The 14428-nt window shown below is 69.2% G+C and carries 11 protein-coding genes and 1 pseudogene; 7 read left to right on the top strand and 5 right to left on the bottom strand.

Features of this window, described 5'->3' with window-relative positions; all coding sequences use genetic code 11:
• The first annotated feature begins 26 nt into the window (after window positions 1-26).
• A complete protein-coding gene (locus BLU54_RS06245; RefSeq protein ID WP_091906157.1) occupies window positions 27-461 on the top strand; it encodes a universal stress protein in 435 nt (144 codons plus the stop codon).
• Between the two features lie 126 nt (window positions 462-587).
• Here BLU54_RS06245 and aceA read toward each other — a convergent pair whose 3' ends face one another.
• Both aceA and BLU54_RS06235 read right to left on the bottom strand, forming a co-directional pair.
• A complete protein-coding gene (aceA, locus tag BLU54_RS06240; RefSeq protein WP_091906155.1) occupies window positions 588-1901 on the bottom strand; it encodes an isocitrate lyase in 1314 nt (437 codons plus the stop codon).
• Window positions 1902-2220: 319 nt separating this feature from the next.
• Window positions 2221-3588: pseudogene (locus BLU54_RS06235) on the bottom strand (DEAD/DEAH box helicase); the annotation flags it as partial.
• 707 nt (window positions 3589-4295) lie between these two features.
• Between BLU54_RS06235 and tsaB the strand changes: the two are divergent.
• The 4 genes from tsaB to BLU54_RS06215 all read left to right on the top strand — a co-directional run bounded on the left by tsaB (window position 4296) and on the right by BLU54_RS06215 (window position 7801).
• Window positions 4296-5171 (top strand): tRNA (adenosine(37)-N6)-threonylcarbamoyltransferase complex dimerization subunit type 1 TsaB, encoded by an 876-nt coding sequence (gene tsaB / locus BLU54_RS06230; protein ID WP_091906153.1) that lies wholly within the window; start codon window positions 4296-4298, stop codon window positions 5169-5171.
• Window positions 5168-5653, top strand: coding sequence for a ribosomal protein S18-alanine N-acetyltransferase (gene rimI, locus BLU54_RS06225; RefSeq protein WP_091906151.1), 486 nt, complete (start codon window positions 5168-5170; stop codon window positions 5651-5653). The genes tsaB and rimI overlap by 4 nt, the downstream gene beginning before the upstream one ends.
• Before the next feature lie 64 nt (window positions 5654-5717).
• Window positions 5718-6653: a uracil-DNA glycosylase gene (locus BLU54_RS06220; RefSeq protein ID WP_091906149.1), complete on the top strand. Its 936-nt coding sequence runs from the start codon at window positions 5718-5720 to the stop codon at window positions 6651-6653.
• Entirely contained in the window at window positions 6650-7801 is a 1152-nt protein-coding gene (locus tag BLU54_RS06215; protein ID WP_170845046.1) for a DUF1853 family protein, read from the top strand. Before BLU54_RS06220 ends, BLU54_RS06215 begins: the two co-directional genes overlap by 4 nt.
• 12 nt (window positions 7802-7813) lie before the next feature.
• Here BLU54_RS06215 and thiD read toward each other — a convergent pair whose 3' ends face one another.
• From thiD to lplT, 3 genes are all read right to left on the bottom strand, one after another.
• Window positions 7814-8614 (bottom strand): bifunctional hydroxymethylpyrimidine kinase/phosphomethylpyrimidine kinase, encoded by an 801-nt coding sequence (gene thiD / locus BLU54_RS06210; protein ID WP_091906144.1) that lies wholly within the window; start codon window positions 8612-8614, stop codon window positions 7814-7816.
• Between the two features lie 63 nt (window positions 8615-8677).
• A complete protein-coding gene (gene thiM / locus BLU54_RS06205) occupies window positions 8678-9568 on the bottom strand; it encodes a hydroxyethylthiazole kinase (RefSeq protein WP_091906141.1) in 891 nt (296 codons plus the stop codon).
• A 57-nt stretch (window positions 9569-9625) separates the two neighbouring features.
• Window positions 9626-10933: a lysophospholipid transporter LplT gene (gene lplT, locus BLU54_RS06200; protein WP_091906139.1), complete on the bottom strand. Its 1308-nt coding sequence runs from the start codon at window positions 10931-10933 to the stop codon at window positions 9626-9628.
• Window positions 10934-11699: 766 nt separating this feature from the next.
• Between lplT and alr the strand changes: the two genes are divergently transcribed.
• Together alr and radA are read left to right on the top strand one after the other, a co-directional pair.
• Window positions 11700-12770, top strand: coding sequence for an alanine racemase (gene alr, locus BLU54_RS06190; protein WP_091906641.1), 1071 nt, complete (start codon window positions 11700-11702; stop codon window positions 12768-12770).
• A 184-nt stretch (window positions 12771-12954) separates the two neighbouring features.
• The gene (radA, locus tag BLU54_RS06185) at window positions 12955-14328 is read left to right on the top strand and encodes a DNA repair protein RadA (protein ID WP_091906639.1); all 1374 of its coding nucleotides are present in this window, start codon (window positions 12955-12957) and stop codon (window positions 14326-14328) included.
• Window positions 14329-14428 lie beyond the last annotated feature (100 nt).

Below are 14428 nucleotides of genomic sequence, written 5' to 3'. Positions count from 1 at the left end.
CGGACCCGGTCCGCTGGGAGGGAGCGATGTTCAAGCACATCCTGTTCGCCACCGATGCCACGCCGGCGTGCGATGGCGCCGGGGACGCGGCGTTGCAACTGGCCGCGTCGTTCGACAGCCGACTGACCGTCTACACGTGCCTGCCTGAATACGAAGTGTCGGCGTTCAGCGAGGTAATGGTGGAGGCGCCGGCCGACTTCATGCAGCGCTGCGAGGACGACGCCAAGGCCTACCTGTCGACTTTCGTTGTGCGCGCGGCGGCGCGCAGTCTGCGCTGCGAAGCTCGCACCAGCGTGAACGCCTCGCCGCACGTCGGCATCGTCGAGGCGGTGCGCGAGTGCGGCTGCGATCTGGTGGTGATCAATTCCCGCGTCAAGCGCGGTCTGACCGGCATGTTCGGCATCGGCGAGGCGCAGCGGCTGCTGGCCAGCAGTCCGGTGCCGGTGCTCGCGTACCGCTAGCCGCGCCAGCCGGCCTTGCCGCACCGGCGGCGCGCTGGCGCTCGGTGGCGGGGCCATGCGTTCGCCCCCGGCCGCCGACACGCGTCCGCCGCATCGACGGGCGCGCACGCCGTGCCACGCGCGGCCTCAGGCCGCGGCATCCGCGCGCTGCTCGAAGAACTGCTCGTTCTCGGTCGAGCCGGACAGCGCGGTGGTCGATGCATTGCGCTCGATCGTCTGCGTCACCCGATCGAAATAGCCGGTACCAACCTCGCGCTGGTGCTTCACCGCGGTGAAGCCCTTGTCCGCCGCCGCGAACTCCGCTTGCTGGAGCGCGACGAAAGCGCTCATCTGCTGTCGCGCGTAGCCATGCGCCAGTTCGAACATCGAGTAATTCAGGCTGTGGAAACCGGCCAGCGTGATGAACTGGAAGCGATAGCCCATTGCCGCCAGCTCGCGCTGGAACTTGCCGATCGTCGCGTCGTCCAGGTGCTTCTTCCAGTTGAACGATGGCGAGCAGTTGTAGGCCAGCGGCTTGCCAGGAAAGCGCGCATGGATGGCTTCGGCAAAGCGCTTCGCGAATGCGAGATCGGGTCGGCCGGTCTCGCACCAGATCAGGTCGGCATAGGGCGCGTACGCCAGTCCGCGCGAGATCGCCTGCTCGATACCCGCACGGGTGCGGAAGAAGCCCTCCACAGTGCGTTCGCCGGTCAGGAAGGCCTGGTCGTTCTCGTCGATATCGGCGGTCAGCAGGTCGGCGGCCTCGGCGTCGGTACGCGCGATCAGCACGGTCGGCGTGCCGCAGACGTCGGCGGCCAGCCGCGCGGCCACCAGCTTCGCCACCGCCTCGCGGGTCGGCACCAAGACCTTGCCGCCCATGTGCCCGCATTTCTTGACGCTGGCCAGTTGATCTTCGAAGTGCACGCCAGCCGCGCCCGCTTCGATCATTGCCTTCATCAGCTCGAATGCATTGAGCACGCCGCCGAAGCCCGCCTCGGCATCGGCAACGATCGGCGCGAAATAGTCGATGAAGCCGGCGTCACCGGGTTGCAGTCCTTCGGACCACTGAATCTGGTCGGCACGCGTGAGCGTCGCGTTGATGCGTTTGACCACCAGCGGCACCGAATTCGCCGGGTACAGCGACTGGTCGGGGTACATCTCGCCCGCGACGTTGGCGTCGCCGGCGACCTGCCAGCCAGACAGATAGATGGCTTTCAGCCCGGCTTTGACCTGCTGCATGGCCTGATTGCCGGTCAACGCGCCAAGGGCGTTGATGAACGGCTCTTCGTTGAGCAAGTGCCAGAGTCGCTCGGCACCGCGTCGGGCCAGCGTGTGCTCCACCTGCAGCGAGCCGCGCAGGCGTATCACGTCATCGGCGCTGTAATCGCGGCGGATGCCTTGCCAGCGGGGATCGCTGTGCCAGGCGTGGGTCAGGTCGGCGGCGGTATGGGGCAGGGTCATCTCGCTTTCTCCAAGGGTTGAACTCGTCGGTCAGGCGGCAATCGCGCAACTCTTGTAGAAGAGTGTAGGGCTGCGCGAGCGCGCTGCAACGGTCGGAGATAGCGGCGGATGGAAAAAATAAATCCTTTTGAATCAGAGTAATGCGGATTTAATTTCACAATGAAAAACGCGGTAGCTCATGCTGGAATGGCCTCGTTGTGCCATGCAGCATGCGCTACCGCGATTCAAAGCCGGACTTCACATCGTGAAATCCGCACCGCGTCGCCGAGACGACGCCGGGCTTTCGTCAGGCGTTGCGGAAAGTCGAGCCGCGACGCTGACCGCCGCCCTGGCCCGGACGGCCTTGCGGGCGTCCCTGGCCCGGACGACCTTGGCCGGGACGACCGCCCGGGCGGCCGCGGCCGCCCGTCGGGCGCGCGGTCTTGCTGGGCGCCGGCCGCCGCGGCTCGAAGCCTTCGATGACGTTCACCGGCAGCGGCTGGCGCGTGAAGCGTTCGATACGCTTCACGGCACCGATCTCCGCATGCTCGGCCAGGCTGACCGCGATGCCCGAACGACCGGCCCGGCCAGTGCGGCCGATACGGTGCACGTAGTCCTCGGCAAACTTCGGCAGGTCATAGTTGAAAACGTGCGTGATGCCGGGCACGTCGATACCGCGCGCCGCGATGTCGGTCGCGACCAGCACACGCAGGCGGCGCGAGCGCAACCAGCCGAGGGTCTTCGTGCGAGCGTGCTGCGGCAGGTCGCCGTGCAGCGCGGCCGACGCGAAGCCTTCGTCCGACAGACGCACGGCCAGCTGGGCGGCGTCGCTCTTGGTGGCCGTAAACACGATGGCCTGGTCCAGCGCGGCGTCGCTCAGCAGATGCGACAGCAGACGGTCCTTGTGGGCGCGATCGTCGACCCACAGCACCGACTGAACGATGTTGTCGCGACGTGCCGGTTCGGCGGCGATCTCGATGCGCAGCGCATCGTTCATCATCGTGCGCGTCAGGGACGCGACCTTGCCGTCGAGCGTGGCCGAGAACAGCAGCGTCTGGCGCGAAGCCGGCGTGGCGGCGATGATGGTCTCGATGTCTTCGACGAAGCCCATGTCGAGCATGCGGTCCGCTTCGTCGAGCACCAGCATCGACAGCGCCGACAGTTCGATGCGGCCACGTTGCAGGTGATCGATCAGGCGGCCCGGGGTGGCGACGATGATTTCCGGGTCACGCTTCAGCCAGGCCAACTGCTGGGCATAGGGCACGCCGCCGAGGATGCTGACCGTGCGCAGCTGGCGCAGGTCGCGGCCGTACGTTTCGGCGGCGCGGCTGACCTGGACGGCCAGTTCGCGGGTCGGCGTCAGCACCAGCAGACGCGGGCGTGCCACCGGGTAACGCGAACGGCTGCGGTCCGCGCCGCTGACCGTTTCGGTCGACAGGCGCTGGATGGCCGGCAGCATGAACGCGGCGGTCTTGCCCGAGCCGGTCGGGCTGGAGACCAGCAGGTCGCGTCCTTCGAGCGCGGCGGGGATCGCGCGACGCTGCACCGGCGTCGGCTGCGTGTAGCCGGCGGCGGTCAGCGCGCTGACGATCGGCGCGGACAGGCCAAGCGACGCAAATTCATTGACGACAACCTGCTCGGCCGCGGTGTGCTGGCTGTCGCTGGCGGTGTCAATGGTGGGGTTGATCTGGTTTTCGGCAGAATTCATATTCAGGCGCAAAATTCCTAAGTGACTGCGGGGCGTTGGCGCCAATCGAACGAACTCCGCCACACGTGCCATGAAGGCGCGCGCGTGGGCTGGGACGGCTGCATACGAAATGCAAACCGGCCGGGGCTAGAAGCTATCGGATACCGGCGGGCCCGGAAGACGCGCAATGATGCGTCGGGGTGCCGTGTCATGAGCCGTGCAATGAGACCGCACGGGAACAGGAGGGACAGTTTCTAAGCGGGATTGGGACTTAACGCTGTGGAACGCTCTTTTTGTGAGAGCGCAACCAGGGATTCTACTGAAAAACCTGCGGAAAAGCCAGCGCTAATTCGTCCAGGCCGATCTAAAGCGGTGCGGTGGTCGGACCGGCCCCTGCGATTGCCGATATCGCGTGCGGTCGCCGCTTGGAATGGCGGCTTGGGATAGCCGCTTGGAATGGCGGCTTGGGATAGCCGCTTGGGATAGCCGCTCCGGCATCGCCGCATGAGATCGGCGCTTGCCCAATCGGCGGGTCGACGCGACGGGCGGCCCCCGCATGCCGACTCCGTACCGGCCAAGCCCCTCTGCCGCGGGCGGCAGTCGGGGACATCGCAAGCGGCAACTCGCAACCAACCTCTGTATTGCGCGCGTTTGCGCGCGCGTGCAGACCCGCACGGCCGCCGGCGAAGGCCGGCCGGTCGGCGCCGGCAGCCGCTACAATAGCGCCCATGAAACCTCATGCACTGCTGGCACTCGATACGTCGACGAGCTTCTGCTCGGTCGCGCTGCTGCGCGTCGCGCCCGACGACGCCAGCCGTGCGTCCGGGGCGTCGATGCTGCAGCGTTTGTTCGTGCGGCATCGCGACACCGGACCGGAATCGAGCACTTATGTGTTGACGGCGGTTCGGGAGGTGCTCGCGGACGCAGGTCTGGCGTTGTCGGATTGCGTCGCGATCGCCTACGGCCGGGGGCCGGGCTCGTTCACCGGCTTGCGCACCGCGGTTGGCGTCGTGCAGGGGCTGGCGTTCGGCGCCGGCCTGCCAGTGATCGGCGTCGATTCCCTGCTCGCCTGCGCCGAGCGCGCGCGTCTTGCGCGCCTCGGCATTGTGTTGCCGTGCGAGGCCGGTGCGGTCGAGATCGGCGGTGAGAACGCGGCAACGGCGAGTGCGTGTGAGCGCACGCTGGTCGCGGTCGACGCCCGCATGGACGAAGCGTACTGGGCGGCCTATGCGCACGAGGCGGAGGGTTGGCGCACGCTTGCCGCGCCCGCCGTTGGCCCGCCGGAAGCAGTGGGGCGCGGCGTGCTCGGCGCGGACGGCGCGGACGGCGCGGCCGCGGCGACGTTTGCGCTGGCCGGCAATGCCGCGGCGGTGTTTGGTGCGCGTCTCGGCGGTGACATGGTGGCCGCCGGCCTGCTCGGCAGCGTGGCGGCTGCCGACCTCGATGCGATGCCGCATGCGGGCGCCATCGCGCGGCTGGCGCATCGTGTCTGGCTGGCCGGCGGCGCGCAGGACGCCGCCTCGGCGGCACCGGAGTACGTGCGCGACAAGGTCGCGCTGACCATCGACGAGCGGGCCGCCCGCCGGGCGGAGACGGCGCGATGAACGCGGCCGCCAGCGACCGGCAGGTCGACGCACCGCGCGAGGCGCTGTTCTTGCCGATGAGCGAGCGCGACGTGGCCGAGGTGATGGTCCTGGAAGTGGCCGCCTACGCGTTTCCGTGGACCCGCGGCAACTTCGTCGACTCGCTGCGGCATGGCTATGCCGGCGTATGCCTGCGGGTCGATGCCCGGCTGGTCGGCTATTTCATCGCGATGGCGGTGGTCGACGAGCTGCATCTGCTCAACGTGTGCGTGGCACCCGCCGAGCAGGGGCGCGGTTATGGCAGGGCGTTGATGGAGCAGGTGCGCGCCCTCGCGGCGGCAACCGGGATGGCGAGCGTGCTGCTCGAGGTGCGGCCCAGCAACGCGCGCGCGCTCGGGCTCTACGAACGGCTCGGCTTCGAGCGGGTGGGGCAGCGTCGCGCGTACTATCCGGCGGCGGGCGGCCTGCGTGAAGACGCGATCGTAATGCGGCTGAGTCTGTAAGGTTGCACGAGAATGCCGGACTCGACCGCCGGATGTCGGTCGCGTCCGGCGCACGAGCATAGCAATGAACGATTCCCGAATACTTGCCGAGCTGGGGCTCTGGCCGCGCTGGACGCTGCGGCGCGACGGCCACGCGCCAGCGGGCGTCGAAGCGCCCACCGAGGCGTCGCCGGCGCTGCAGAAGGATGTCCCGACCTCGCTGGCGGCGGACGCACCGTCCGCGCACGCACGGGTGTCGGCGCAGGCGGCAGCCGGGCTGGCCGATTCCATCGATGACGAGCGCGCGACCGTGTCAGCGGTGGCCGCGCGTGGGTCGGTATCGACGTCGGCGCCGGTCGTACCGCGCATGGCGCCTGGCGCGCCGGTGCGGTTGGACAGCGTCGCCGACGCCGCATCGATCCGCACCCGCACGATCGAACAGCTCGACTTCGACGCACTCGCCGCGCACGCGTCGGCCTGCGTTGCCTGTGGCCTGTGCGAGACGCGAACCAACGTCGTGTTCGGAGTCGGCGATCCGAACGCCGACTGGCTGTTCGTCGGCGAGGGGCCGGGCGCGAACGAGGATCTGCAGGGCGAGCCGTTCGTCGGCCAGGCGGGCAAGCTGCTGGACAATATGCTGCGCGCGCTCGGCATGGAGCGGCGCCGGCACGTCTACATCGCCAACGTCGTGAAATGCCGCCCGCCCGGCAACAGGGATCCGCTGCCCGAAGAAATCGCGGCGTGCGAGCCGTATCTGCAACGCCAGATCGCACTGATCCAGCCGAAGGTCATTGTCGCGCTGGGGCGATTCGCGGCGCAGACGCTGCTGCGCAGCGATGCAAAGATCGGCAGCCTGCGGCAGCAGGCGCATGACTACCAGGGCGTGCCGGTCGTCGTCACCTATCATCCCGCCTACCTGCTGCGCACGCTGCAGGACAAGGCCAAGGCTTGGGCCGATCTTCAGTTCGCGCGCGACCTCCACCGGCGCGCAACGGCGGAGCGCGCGGCCAGCGACGCTTGAGCACCGCGCCCGCCGCCGTGCCGGCCCCCTTACCGCCGGACCCGCCGGACCCGCCGGACCCGCCGGACCCGACACAGGCCGCGGCCGACCTGGACTGGCTGCTGCATGCGCCGGCCCTGCTCGCTGCGGGCGTGCCGAACCTGTCGCTGGCCGATCCCGCCGCGCTATATCGCGTGCATCCGCTCACCGCCAAGGCGTTGGCCGAGGCCGGACGCGAGTACGCACGTGTCTGGTCGCCGGTGCCGCCGCGCGATCACATGGCGGCGGCTTTGACCTCAGTGTCGTCCGTGTCGTCCGTGCCGCCCGCGTCGCCAACATTGAATGGCGCGCGTCCTCCCGGTCCGCGTACGCCCGCCCTGCGGCTGGGCCGCTATGCGGAACGCCTGCTCGCCGCCGCGTTCGGCCCGGTGCTGGATGCGCGCTTGCTTGCCGCCGGCTGGCCGTTGCGGGCTGGGGGCAGCACAATCGGCGAATGCGATTTCCTGTTTGAAACGCCTGACGGCGCGAAGCAGCACTGGGAAATGGCGGTGAAGTTCTATTTGTGGCAACCACCGACGGCCGGCAACCGGGCCGTGCCGGCCGATGCGCTGTCGCGTTTCGTCGGCGCCGGGCTAGGCGATCGGCTGGATCGCAAGGTCGCCCATCTGCGCGAACATCAGCTGACCCTGTCGTCGCGCGCCGACTTCATCGCGCACTGGGGCGGCGGCTGGCGGGCTGCATTGCTGCTGAAGGGGCGGTTGTTCTATCCGCCCGGGCATCACGCGGCACGCGCGCCAGTGCCATCGTCCACGCTGTCGCTTGACCATCCGCGCGGCGTCTGGATGACGCGAGGCGCCTGGCATGCCAGGGACGATGCGGCGGTGGCCGGCGAACTGGGCAGCACCGGCCCGGTCGTGGGCTACTGCCTGCCTGCGCGGCGGGAATGGCTCGCGCCCGTGACGCGCGACATGAACGAACTGCTCGCACGCGCCGATCTCGACGCGGCGCTCGACCGCGGGCTGGCCGGCGGCCGCCCCGTGCTGCTCGCTGCTTTGACTGACGAGATAGCGTTGTTGCCCGGCGCAATGGGCCGCTACGTCGAGGCGGGCCGCGTGCTGATCGTGCCCGATGACTGGCCGGCCCGGGCCGCCGCCGCGGTCAATGGCTAGCGCGGCGTCGGCCTACCACCAGCGATGGAAATGATGGACCGGGCCCACGCCGCCCCCGACCTCGAGCTGTCCGGAGGCGCGCAGCGCGTCGGTCAGATACGCCTTCGCGCCGACCACGGCCGCCTCGACGCTCGGCAGCACCGGCAGCAGGGCCGCGATTGCCGCCGACAGCGTGCAGCCGGTGCCATGGCTGGCAGTGACGTCGACACGGATGCCGTCGATCCGGATCTCGTCGTCGGCCGTGATCAACCAGTCGGGACTGCCGGCACCGCCTAGGTGTCCCCCCTTGACCAGCACCGCCCGCGCGCCAAGCGCGCAGAGCGCGCGGCCCTGCCGCACCATCTCGTCTTCGTCGGTGGCAGCGGGCACGCCAAGCAGCGCAGCCGCCTCGGGCAGGTTGGGCGTCACCAGCGTGGCCAGCGGTAGCAGCGTGTCGCGCAGGGCAATGCACGCGTCCTCGGTCAGCAGCGCATGGCCGCTCTTCGAGATCATCACGGTGTCCAGCACCACGTGCCGTGGCTGCCAGCGGCGCAGGGCGCCGGCCACGGCGGTGACGATCTCCGCGTTGGCAAGCATGCCGAGCTTGACCGCGTCGATCCGGATGTCATCGAACACCGCGTCGATCTGCGCAACGACGAACGCGGCCGGCGGGGCGTGGACGGCGGTGACGCCGCGCGTGTTCTGGGCGGTCAGCGCGGTGATCACGCTGGCGCCGTAAGCGCCGAGCGCCGAAAACGTCTTCAGGTCGGCCTGGATGCCGGCGCCGCCGCCTGAATCCGAACCCGCGATGGTGAGCACATTGGCAATCGGCATGGAAAAACGTGTCAAGAACGAGTGGAGAAGGCAGACCGGCGCGGCGCGCCCGCCGTCACTGGGTCAGGCATCCGCCGGACGCAGCAGGCGCAGGAAGTCGTCCTGGCCCAGGCCGGCCAGCCAGTCCAGATACGACGGCATGAAGCTGCCGGGCCGCGCGGGGCGGCTCACCGCATCCGGCCCGGCTTGCGCGGACGGCGTCACATCGTGGGCCCGCGCAGCAAGCTGGCCGCAGACACCGGTATAGGCGACCGCCGCGCAGGCGGCCAGCCAGCGGTCGGAGCAGATGCCAACGAATGCCGCGCAGGTGGCCGACAGCGCGCACCCGACGCCGGTTACCCGCTGCATCACCGGGTCGCCGTTCGCGAAGCCGGCGACCCGCTCGCCATCGGTCACGTAGTCGGTCTCGCCGGTCAGCGCGACCACGGCGCCGCGGGCTCGCGCGAGCGCGATCGCGGCGGGCAGGGCCGCCTCGCTGCGCGCCGTGCTCTCGACGCAACGGCCGCCGCCCGCGGCGCCGGCCAGCGCGATGATCTCGGAGGCATTGCCCCGTATGATCGCCGGCGCCACCGCCAGCAGCTCGTGGGCGAAGCGCGTGCGCAGCGACAGATGGCCGACCGCGACCGGGTCGAGCACCCACGGGCGGCCCGCCGCGTTCGCGGCCTGCACCGCGGCGCGCATGGCCACCGCCTGCGGCTCGGTCAGCGTGCCGAGATTGATCGACAGCGCGTCTGCCACCGGCGCGAACTCCGCCGCCTCGCCGGCGTCGACGACCATCGCCGGCGCCGCGCCCAGCGCCAGCAGCACGTTCGCGACGAAGTTCTCGACGACCGTGTTGCTCAGACAATGGATCAGCGGCGCGCGCTGTCGCAGCGTCTCGACCAGGCTGTAGAGCCGTCCGGCGTCCGGTTGGGCCGGCGCCGTCGGACGGTGCGGATCGGAAGTGAGGGGCATGGCATTGTGGTGCGCAACGCAGCGGGCGGTGAACGGCCCGCCGCGTTGCGCACGGAATTAGTGGCGTTCCTCGCCGATCAGTGCGACAGCGTCGAACTTGCGCTGGTTGGCGCGGTGGCGCAGCATGATCAGCCACATCGCGCTGCACACGAACAGCCCGAACAGGACGATCACCGCGGAAATCGGCACGTTGAAGCGGATCAGCGCGGCATACAGACACAGCATCACCAGCACCGACAGGTTCTCGTTGAAGTTCTGCACCGCGATCGAGTGGCCGGCGGACAGGAGCACGTAGCCGCGATGCTGCAGCAGCGCGTTCATCGGAACCACGAAGAAACCGGCCATCGCGCCGACGATCATCAGGAACACATAGGCCAGCAGCAGGTAGGGCGGCACCTGCCAGGCCCCAGCATGCAGCATCCAGCCGGACGGCAGCAGGTTGCGGCTGAACACCGACATCAGCATCACCGTGGCGCCCATCCAGATGCCGACCGGCAACACCGACAGCGAGCGCTTCAGCGGCACGCGGGACGCGGCGACCATCGCGCCGACCGCCACGCCGATCGCGAACACCGCCTGCAGGATCGCGCCCTGTGACAACGTCATGCCCAGCGAGACCTCGGCCCATTTCAGGACGATGAACTGGAGCGTCGCGCCCGCACCCCAGAACAGCGTGGTGACGGCCAGCGAAATCTGCCCGAGCCGGTCATGCCACAGGGTCACGAAGCAGTCGGCGAAGTGGCGGACCATCGTGAAGGGATTGCGGTCCTGCTGCGGATAGCGTGCGCCGGTGTCCGGGATGCCGAGGTTGAACAGCGCGGCGATCACGTAGACCACCGTGATCACGACGATTGCCGAGTCCGCGGCGGTCAGCACCCCGGGCAGGTTCAGCGCCAGCAGGTGCGCGGACAGGTGCGGGCTGATCAGCGCGCCGCCCAGCACCGTGCCGAGGATAATCGACGACACGGTGGTACCTTCGATCCAGCCATTGGCGGCCACCAGTTTTTCCGGCGGCAGCAGTTCGGTGAGGATGCCGTACTTGGCGGGCGAATAGGCCGCGGCGCCAAAGCCGACGATGCCATAGGCCAGCAGCGGATGGGCGCCGAGCAACATCGTCAGGCAGCCGACCACCTTGATCGTGTTGGTCACGAACATGACCCGGCCCTTGGGACGCGAGTCGGCGAAGGTGCCGACGAAGGCCGCCAGAATCACATAGGAGAGGACGAAGAACAGCTTGAGAAGCGGCGTCATCCACTGCGGCGCATGCGCTTCGTTCAGCAGCGCGATCGCAGCGATCAGCAACGCGTTGTCGGCCAGCGACGAAAAGAACTGCGCGGCCATGATGGTGTGAAAGCCTTTCTTCATCGAGTGTTCGTCACCGTCTCGATGCGCGCCTTGCGTCCCGGCGTGATGGGCGAAGCGCGAAACAGGAGCGAGCGGACCTGCGTTGGCAAGACAGCCAGCATAAACCAAGCCTCCGATGATGGGTGACAGTGCGGCAAGCTCGCGTGCCGCTCGCGCCGACGGCACCGAGAGCAGGGCACGGGCCGACGCGCTGCCTGCTGCCGCAGCCTCGCTCGCTGCGTGGCGCAGGGCGACCCGGGTGCGGCGACATTTCTCGAGGAAACGTGTTGTGCGCCCGGCTTTATAACACGAAAATACCGGTTTTCGACCATGCCTGCCGGCAATCCGCGTGCCTGCTGTCGGCACGGCTTTCGCCTCGGCAGTGTGCCGGGCGGGCGCGCGGCGCCAGGTCGGCAGGCGGGCAGGCGCGAGGGTTTCAATCGGCTTTCGCCGTCGCGCACGCTCCGGCGCGCATTTGGCGGTGCCGCAGGCTGCGCTGCTGCTTCGCCTTGCCGCATGCCGCGGCGGTGTTCGACCGGCGCGGGCGCCGGGACAGGCCAGCCGCACCGGCCGGGCGGCCGCTTCGAACGATGTCGGACGGGGCGGTGCGCGACATTGTCCGCCTGCTGCCGCGCTTTGATGCTTGCCGCTTTGCCGCCTGCCGCCTGCCGCCTGCCGCTTGCGGCTAGTCGATTGTTGCGTGCCGCTTGTCGTTTGTTGCTTGCTCTGCGATCGAATTTTTCCGCGCCGCCGCGCCGGCGGCGCCTGCACCAGTCGGATCACTGCCATGCCGCGTCCCATTTCCGCAACGATTCATACCCAGGCACTTCGACACAACCTCGCCCGCGCCCGCGCCGCCGCGCCGGGGACCAAGGCATGGGCAGTGGTCAAGGCCAACGCCTACGGTCACGGTCTGGCGCGCGCTTTCGCCGGCCTGCGCGAGGCCGACGGCTTCGCGCTGCTCGATCTGGACGAAGCCGTCCGGCTGCGCGAATCGGGTTGGGCCGGGCCGATCCTGCTGCTCGAAGGTTTCTTCGAACCCGCCGACCTCGATCTCATCAATCGCCACGGCCTGACCACCGGCGTGCATTGCGACGACCAATTGCGCATGATCGAGACCGCGCGACTGGACCGGCCGCTGAACGTCTATTTGAAGATGAACACCGGCATGAACCGGCTCGGCTTCCGTCCGGCGCGCTATCGCGCCGCCTGGGAGCGGGCGCGCGGCATCGCCTCGATCGGCCAGATCACGCTGATGACGCACTTCGCCAACGCCGATGGCGAGATCGGCATCGCCGCACAGTGCGAAGCATTCGAGCATGGCGCGGCCGGCATCGCGGGCGAGCGTTCGGTCGCCAACTCGGCCGCGACGCTCTGGCATCCGGATGCGCATGGCGACTGGATCCGGCCGGGCGTGTTGCTTTACGGGGCATCGCCGACCGGCCGGCACGCCGACATCGCGGCGGCCGACCTGCGGCCGGCGATGACGCTGACTTCGCGCCTGATCGCCACGCAGCGGCTGGAGGCTGGGGAGTCGATCGGCTACGGCTCGCTGTTTCGCGCCGATCAGCCGATTCGCGCGGGCATCGTCGCTTGCGGCTATGCGGACGGCTACCCGCGGCATGCGCCTACCGGCACGCCGATCGCCGTCAACGGCGTACGCACGCGTACCTTGGGACGGGTCTCGATGGACATGCTGGCCGTGGACCTGACGCCATGCGGCGATGTGCAGACGGGCGCGAGCGTCGAACTCTGGGGCGAGCAGGTCGCGATCGACGACGTCGCGCAGGCAGCCGGGACGATCGGCTACGAGCTGATGTGCGCGGTGATGCCGCGGGTTCCGACGCACGCGGACTGAGCCGGCAGGCGCGCATGGCGCCGGCGTGCCGGCGCTGGCCGGGGATCATGCAGGCCGCCGCGGCGAACCGACGGCGGGCCGGGGCGGCCGACGCCCGCATTGCGTTGGAGGCGGCCGCCCCCATCTGATGCGGTGCGCGCCGCGCGGAAGCGGTCCGGCCGGCGTGCATGCAACCAGGAACATGATGGCTAAAGTCAAGACACAGTTTGTCTGCCAGTCGTGCGGGCAGCAGACGCCGCGTTGGCAGGGCCAGTGCCCTGGCTGCAACGCGTGGAACACGATGGTCGAGGCGCCGGTGGAAAGCCCGAGCACCCAGCGCTTCAAGCCGTTGGCGAAGAGCAGTGCGGTGCGCATGCTTGCCGAGATCGACGCCGCCGAAGTGCCGCGCTTCGAGACCGGCATCGGCGAATTCGACCGCGTGCTGGGCGGCGGCCTCGTCACGGGCGGCGTGGTGCTGATCGGCGGCGATCCGGGCATCGGTAAATCGACGTTGCTGTTGCAGGCCCTGGCTCACCTGGCGGGCTCGCGCCGCGTGCTCTACGTGAGCGGCGAGGAGTCGGACGCGCAGATTGCGCTGCGTGCCCAGCGCCTCGGCCTGCTGGAGGCCGAGGGCCTCGGCGGGCTGCGGCTGCTGGCCGAGATCCAGCTCGAAACGGTGATGGCCGCGATCGAGGAGAACCGGCCGAGCGTCGCCGTCATCGACTCGATCCAGACGCTTTATTCGGACCAACTGACGTCCGCTCCCGGCTCCGTCGCGCAGGTGCGCGAATGCGCGGCCCAGCTGACCCGTCTGGCCAAGCAGTCCGGCACCACCATCGTGATGGTCGGCCACGTGACGAAGGAGGGCGCGCTGGCCGGGCCGCGCGTGCTCGAGCACATCGTCGATACGGTGCTGTATTTCGAGGGCGACACGCATTCGTCGTTCCGGCTGGTGCGCGCGTTCAAGAACCGCTTCGGCGCGGTGAATGAACTGGGCGTGTTCGCAATGACCGAACGCGGCCTGCGCGGCGTGTCGAATCCGTCGGCGCTGTTCCTGTCGCAGCACGAGCAGCAGGTGCCCGGCTCCTGCGTGCTCGTCACGCAGGAAGGCAGCCGGCCGCTGCTGGTCGAGGTTCAGGCCCTGGTCGACGCGTCGCAGGTTCCCAACCCACGCCGGCTGGCGGTCGGTCTGGAGCAGAACCGTCTGGCGATGCTGCTGGCGGTCCTGCATCGGCACGCCGGCATCGCGTGCTTCGACCAGGACGTGTTCCTGAACGCGGTCGGCGGCGTCAAGATCACCGAGCCGGCGGCCGATCTGGCGGTGCTGCTGGCGATCCATTCGTCGCTGCGCAACAAGCCGTTGCCAAAGGGGCTGGTGGTGTTCGGCGAGATCGGTCTGGCCGGGGAAATCCGGCCGTCCCCGCGCGGCCAGGACCGCTTGCGCGAGGCGGCCAAGCTGGGTTTCTCGCACGCGATCGTGCCACGTGCGAATGCCCCGAAGCAGGCGCCCGAAGGGCTGCAGGTGATCCCGGTGGAGCGCCTCGAGCAGGCCATCGATCGGGTCAAGACACTGGAATAAGAGCGGCGGCGCCGCGGCGCGCGTCGGCCATGGCCGGCGCGGGCGGCACGGGCGGCATCCTGGGCGTGGCACGGCGACAGCGTCCGCATCGACTCGACCG

This window comes from Chitinasiproducens palmae, assembly GCF_900095735.1.
Lineage (GTDB): Bacteria > Pseudomonadota > Gammaproteobacteria > Burkholderiales > Burkholderiaceae > Chitinasiproducens > Chitinasiproducens palmae.
Note: the sequence above shows the minus strand (reverse complement) of the source record. Positions and strands in the feature narration are given on the sequence as shown.

Bases quoted from the DNA above. Each gene is read 5' to 3' on its own strand.
- BLU54_RS06245 (WP_091906157.1), top strand. From the start codon at position 27: ATGTTCAAGCACATCCTGTTCGCCACCGATGCCACGCCGGCGTGCGAT.
- aceA (WP_091906155.1), bottom strand. From the start codon at position 1,901: ATGACCCTGCCCCATACCGCCGCCGACCTGACCCACGCCTGGCACAGC.
- tsaB (WP_091906153.1), top strand. From the start codon at position 4,296: ATGAAACCTCATGCACTGCTGGCACTCGATACGTCGACGAGCTTCTGC.
- rimI (WP_091906151.1), top strand. From the start codon at position 5,168: ATGAACGCGGCCGCCAGCGACCGGCAGGTCGACGCACCGCGCGAGGCG.
- BLU54_RS06220 (WP_091906149.1), top strand. From the start codon at position 5,718: ATGAACGATTCCCGAATACTTGCCGAGCTGGGGCTCTGGCCGCGCTGG.
- thiD (WP_091906144.1), bottom strand. From the start codon at position 8,614: ATGCCGATTGCCAATGTGCTCACCATCGCGGGTTCGGATTCAGGCGGC.
- thiM (WP_091906141.1), bottom strand. From the start codon at position 9,568: ATGCCCCTCACTTCCGATCCGCACCGTCCGACGGCGCCGGCCCAACCG.
- lplT (WP_091906139.1), bottom strand. From the start codon at position 10,933: ATGAAGAAAGGCTTTCACACCATCATGGCCGCGCAGTTCTTTTCGTCG.
- alr (WP_091906641.1), top strand. From the start codon at position 11,700: ATGCCGCGTCCCATTTCCGCAACGATTCATACCCAGGCACTTCGACAC.
- radA (WP_091906639.1), top strand. From the start codon at position 12,955: ATGGCTAAAGTCAAGACACAGTTTGTCTGCCAGTCGTGCGGGCAGCAG.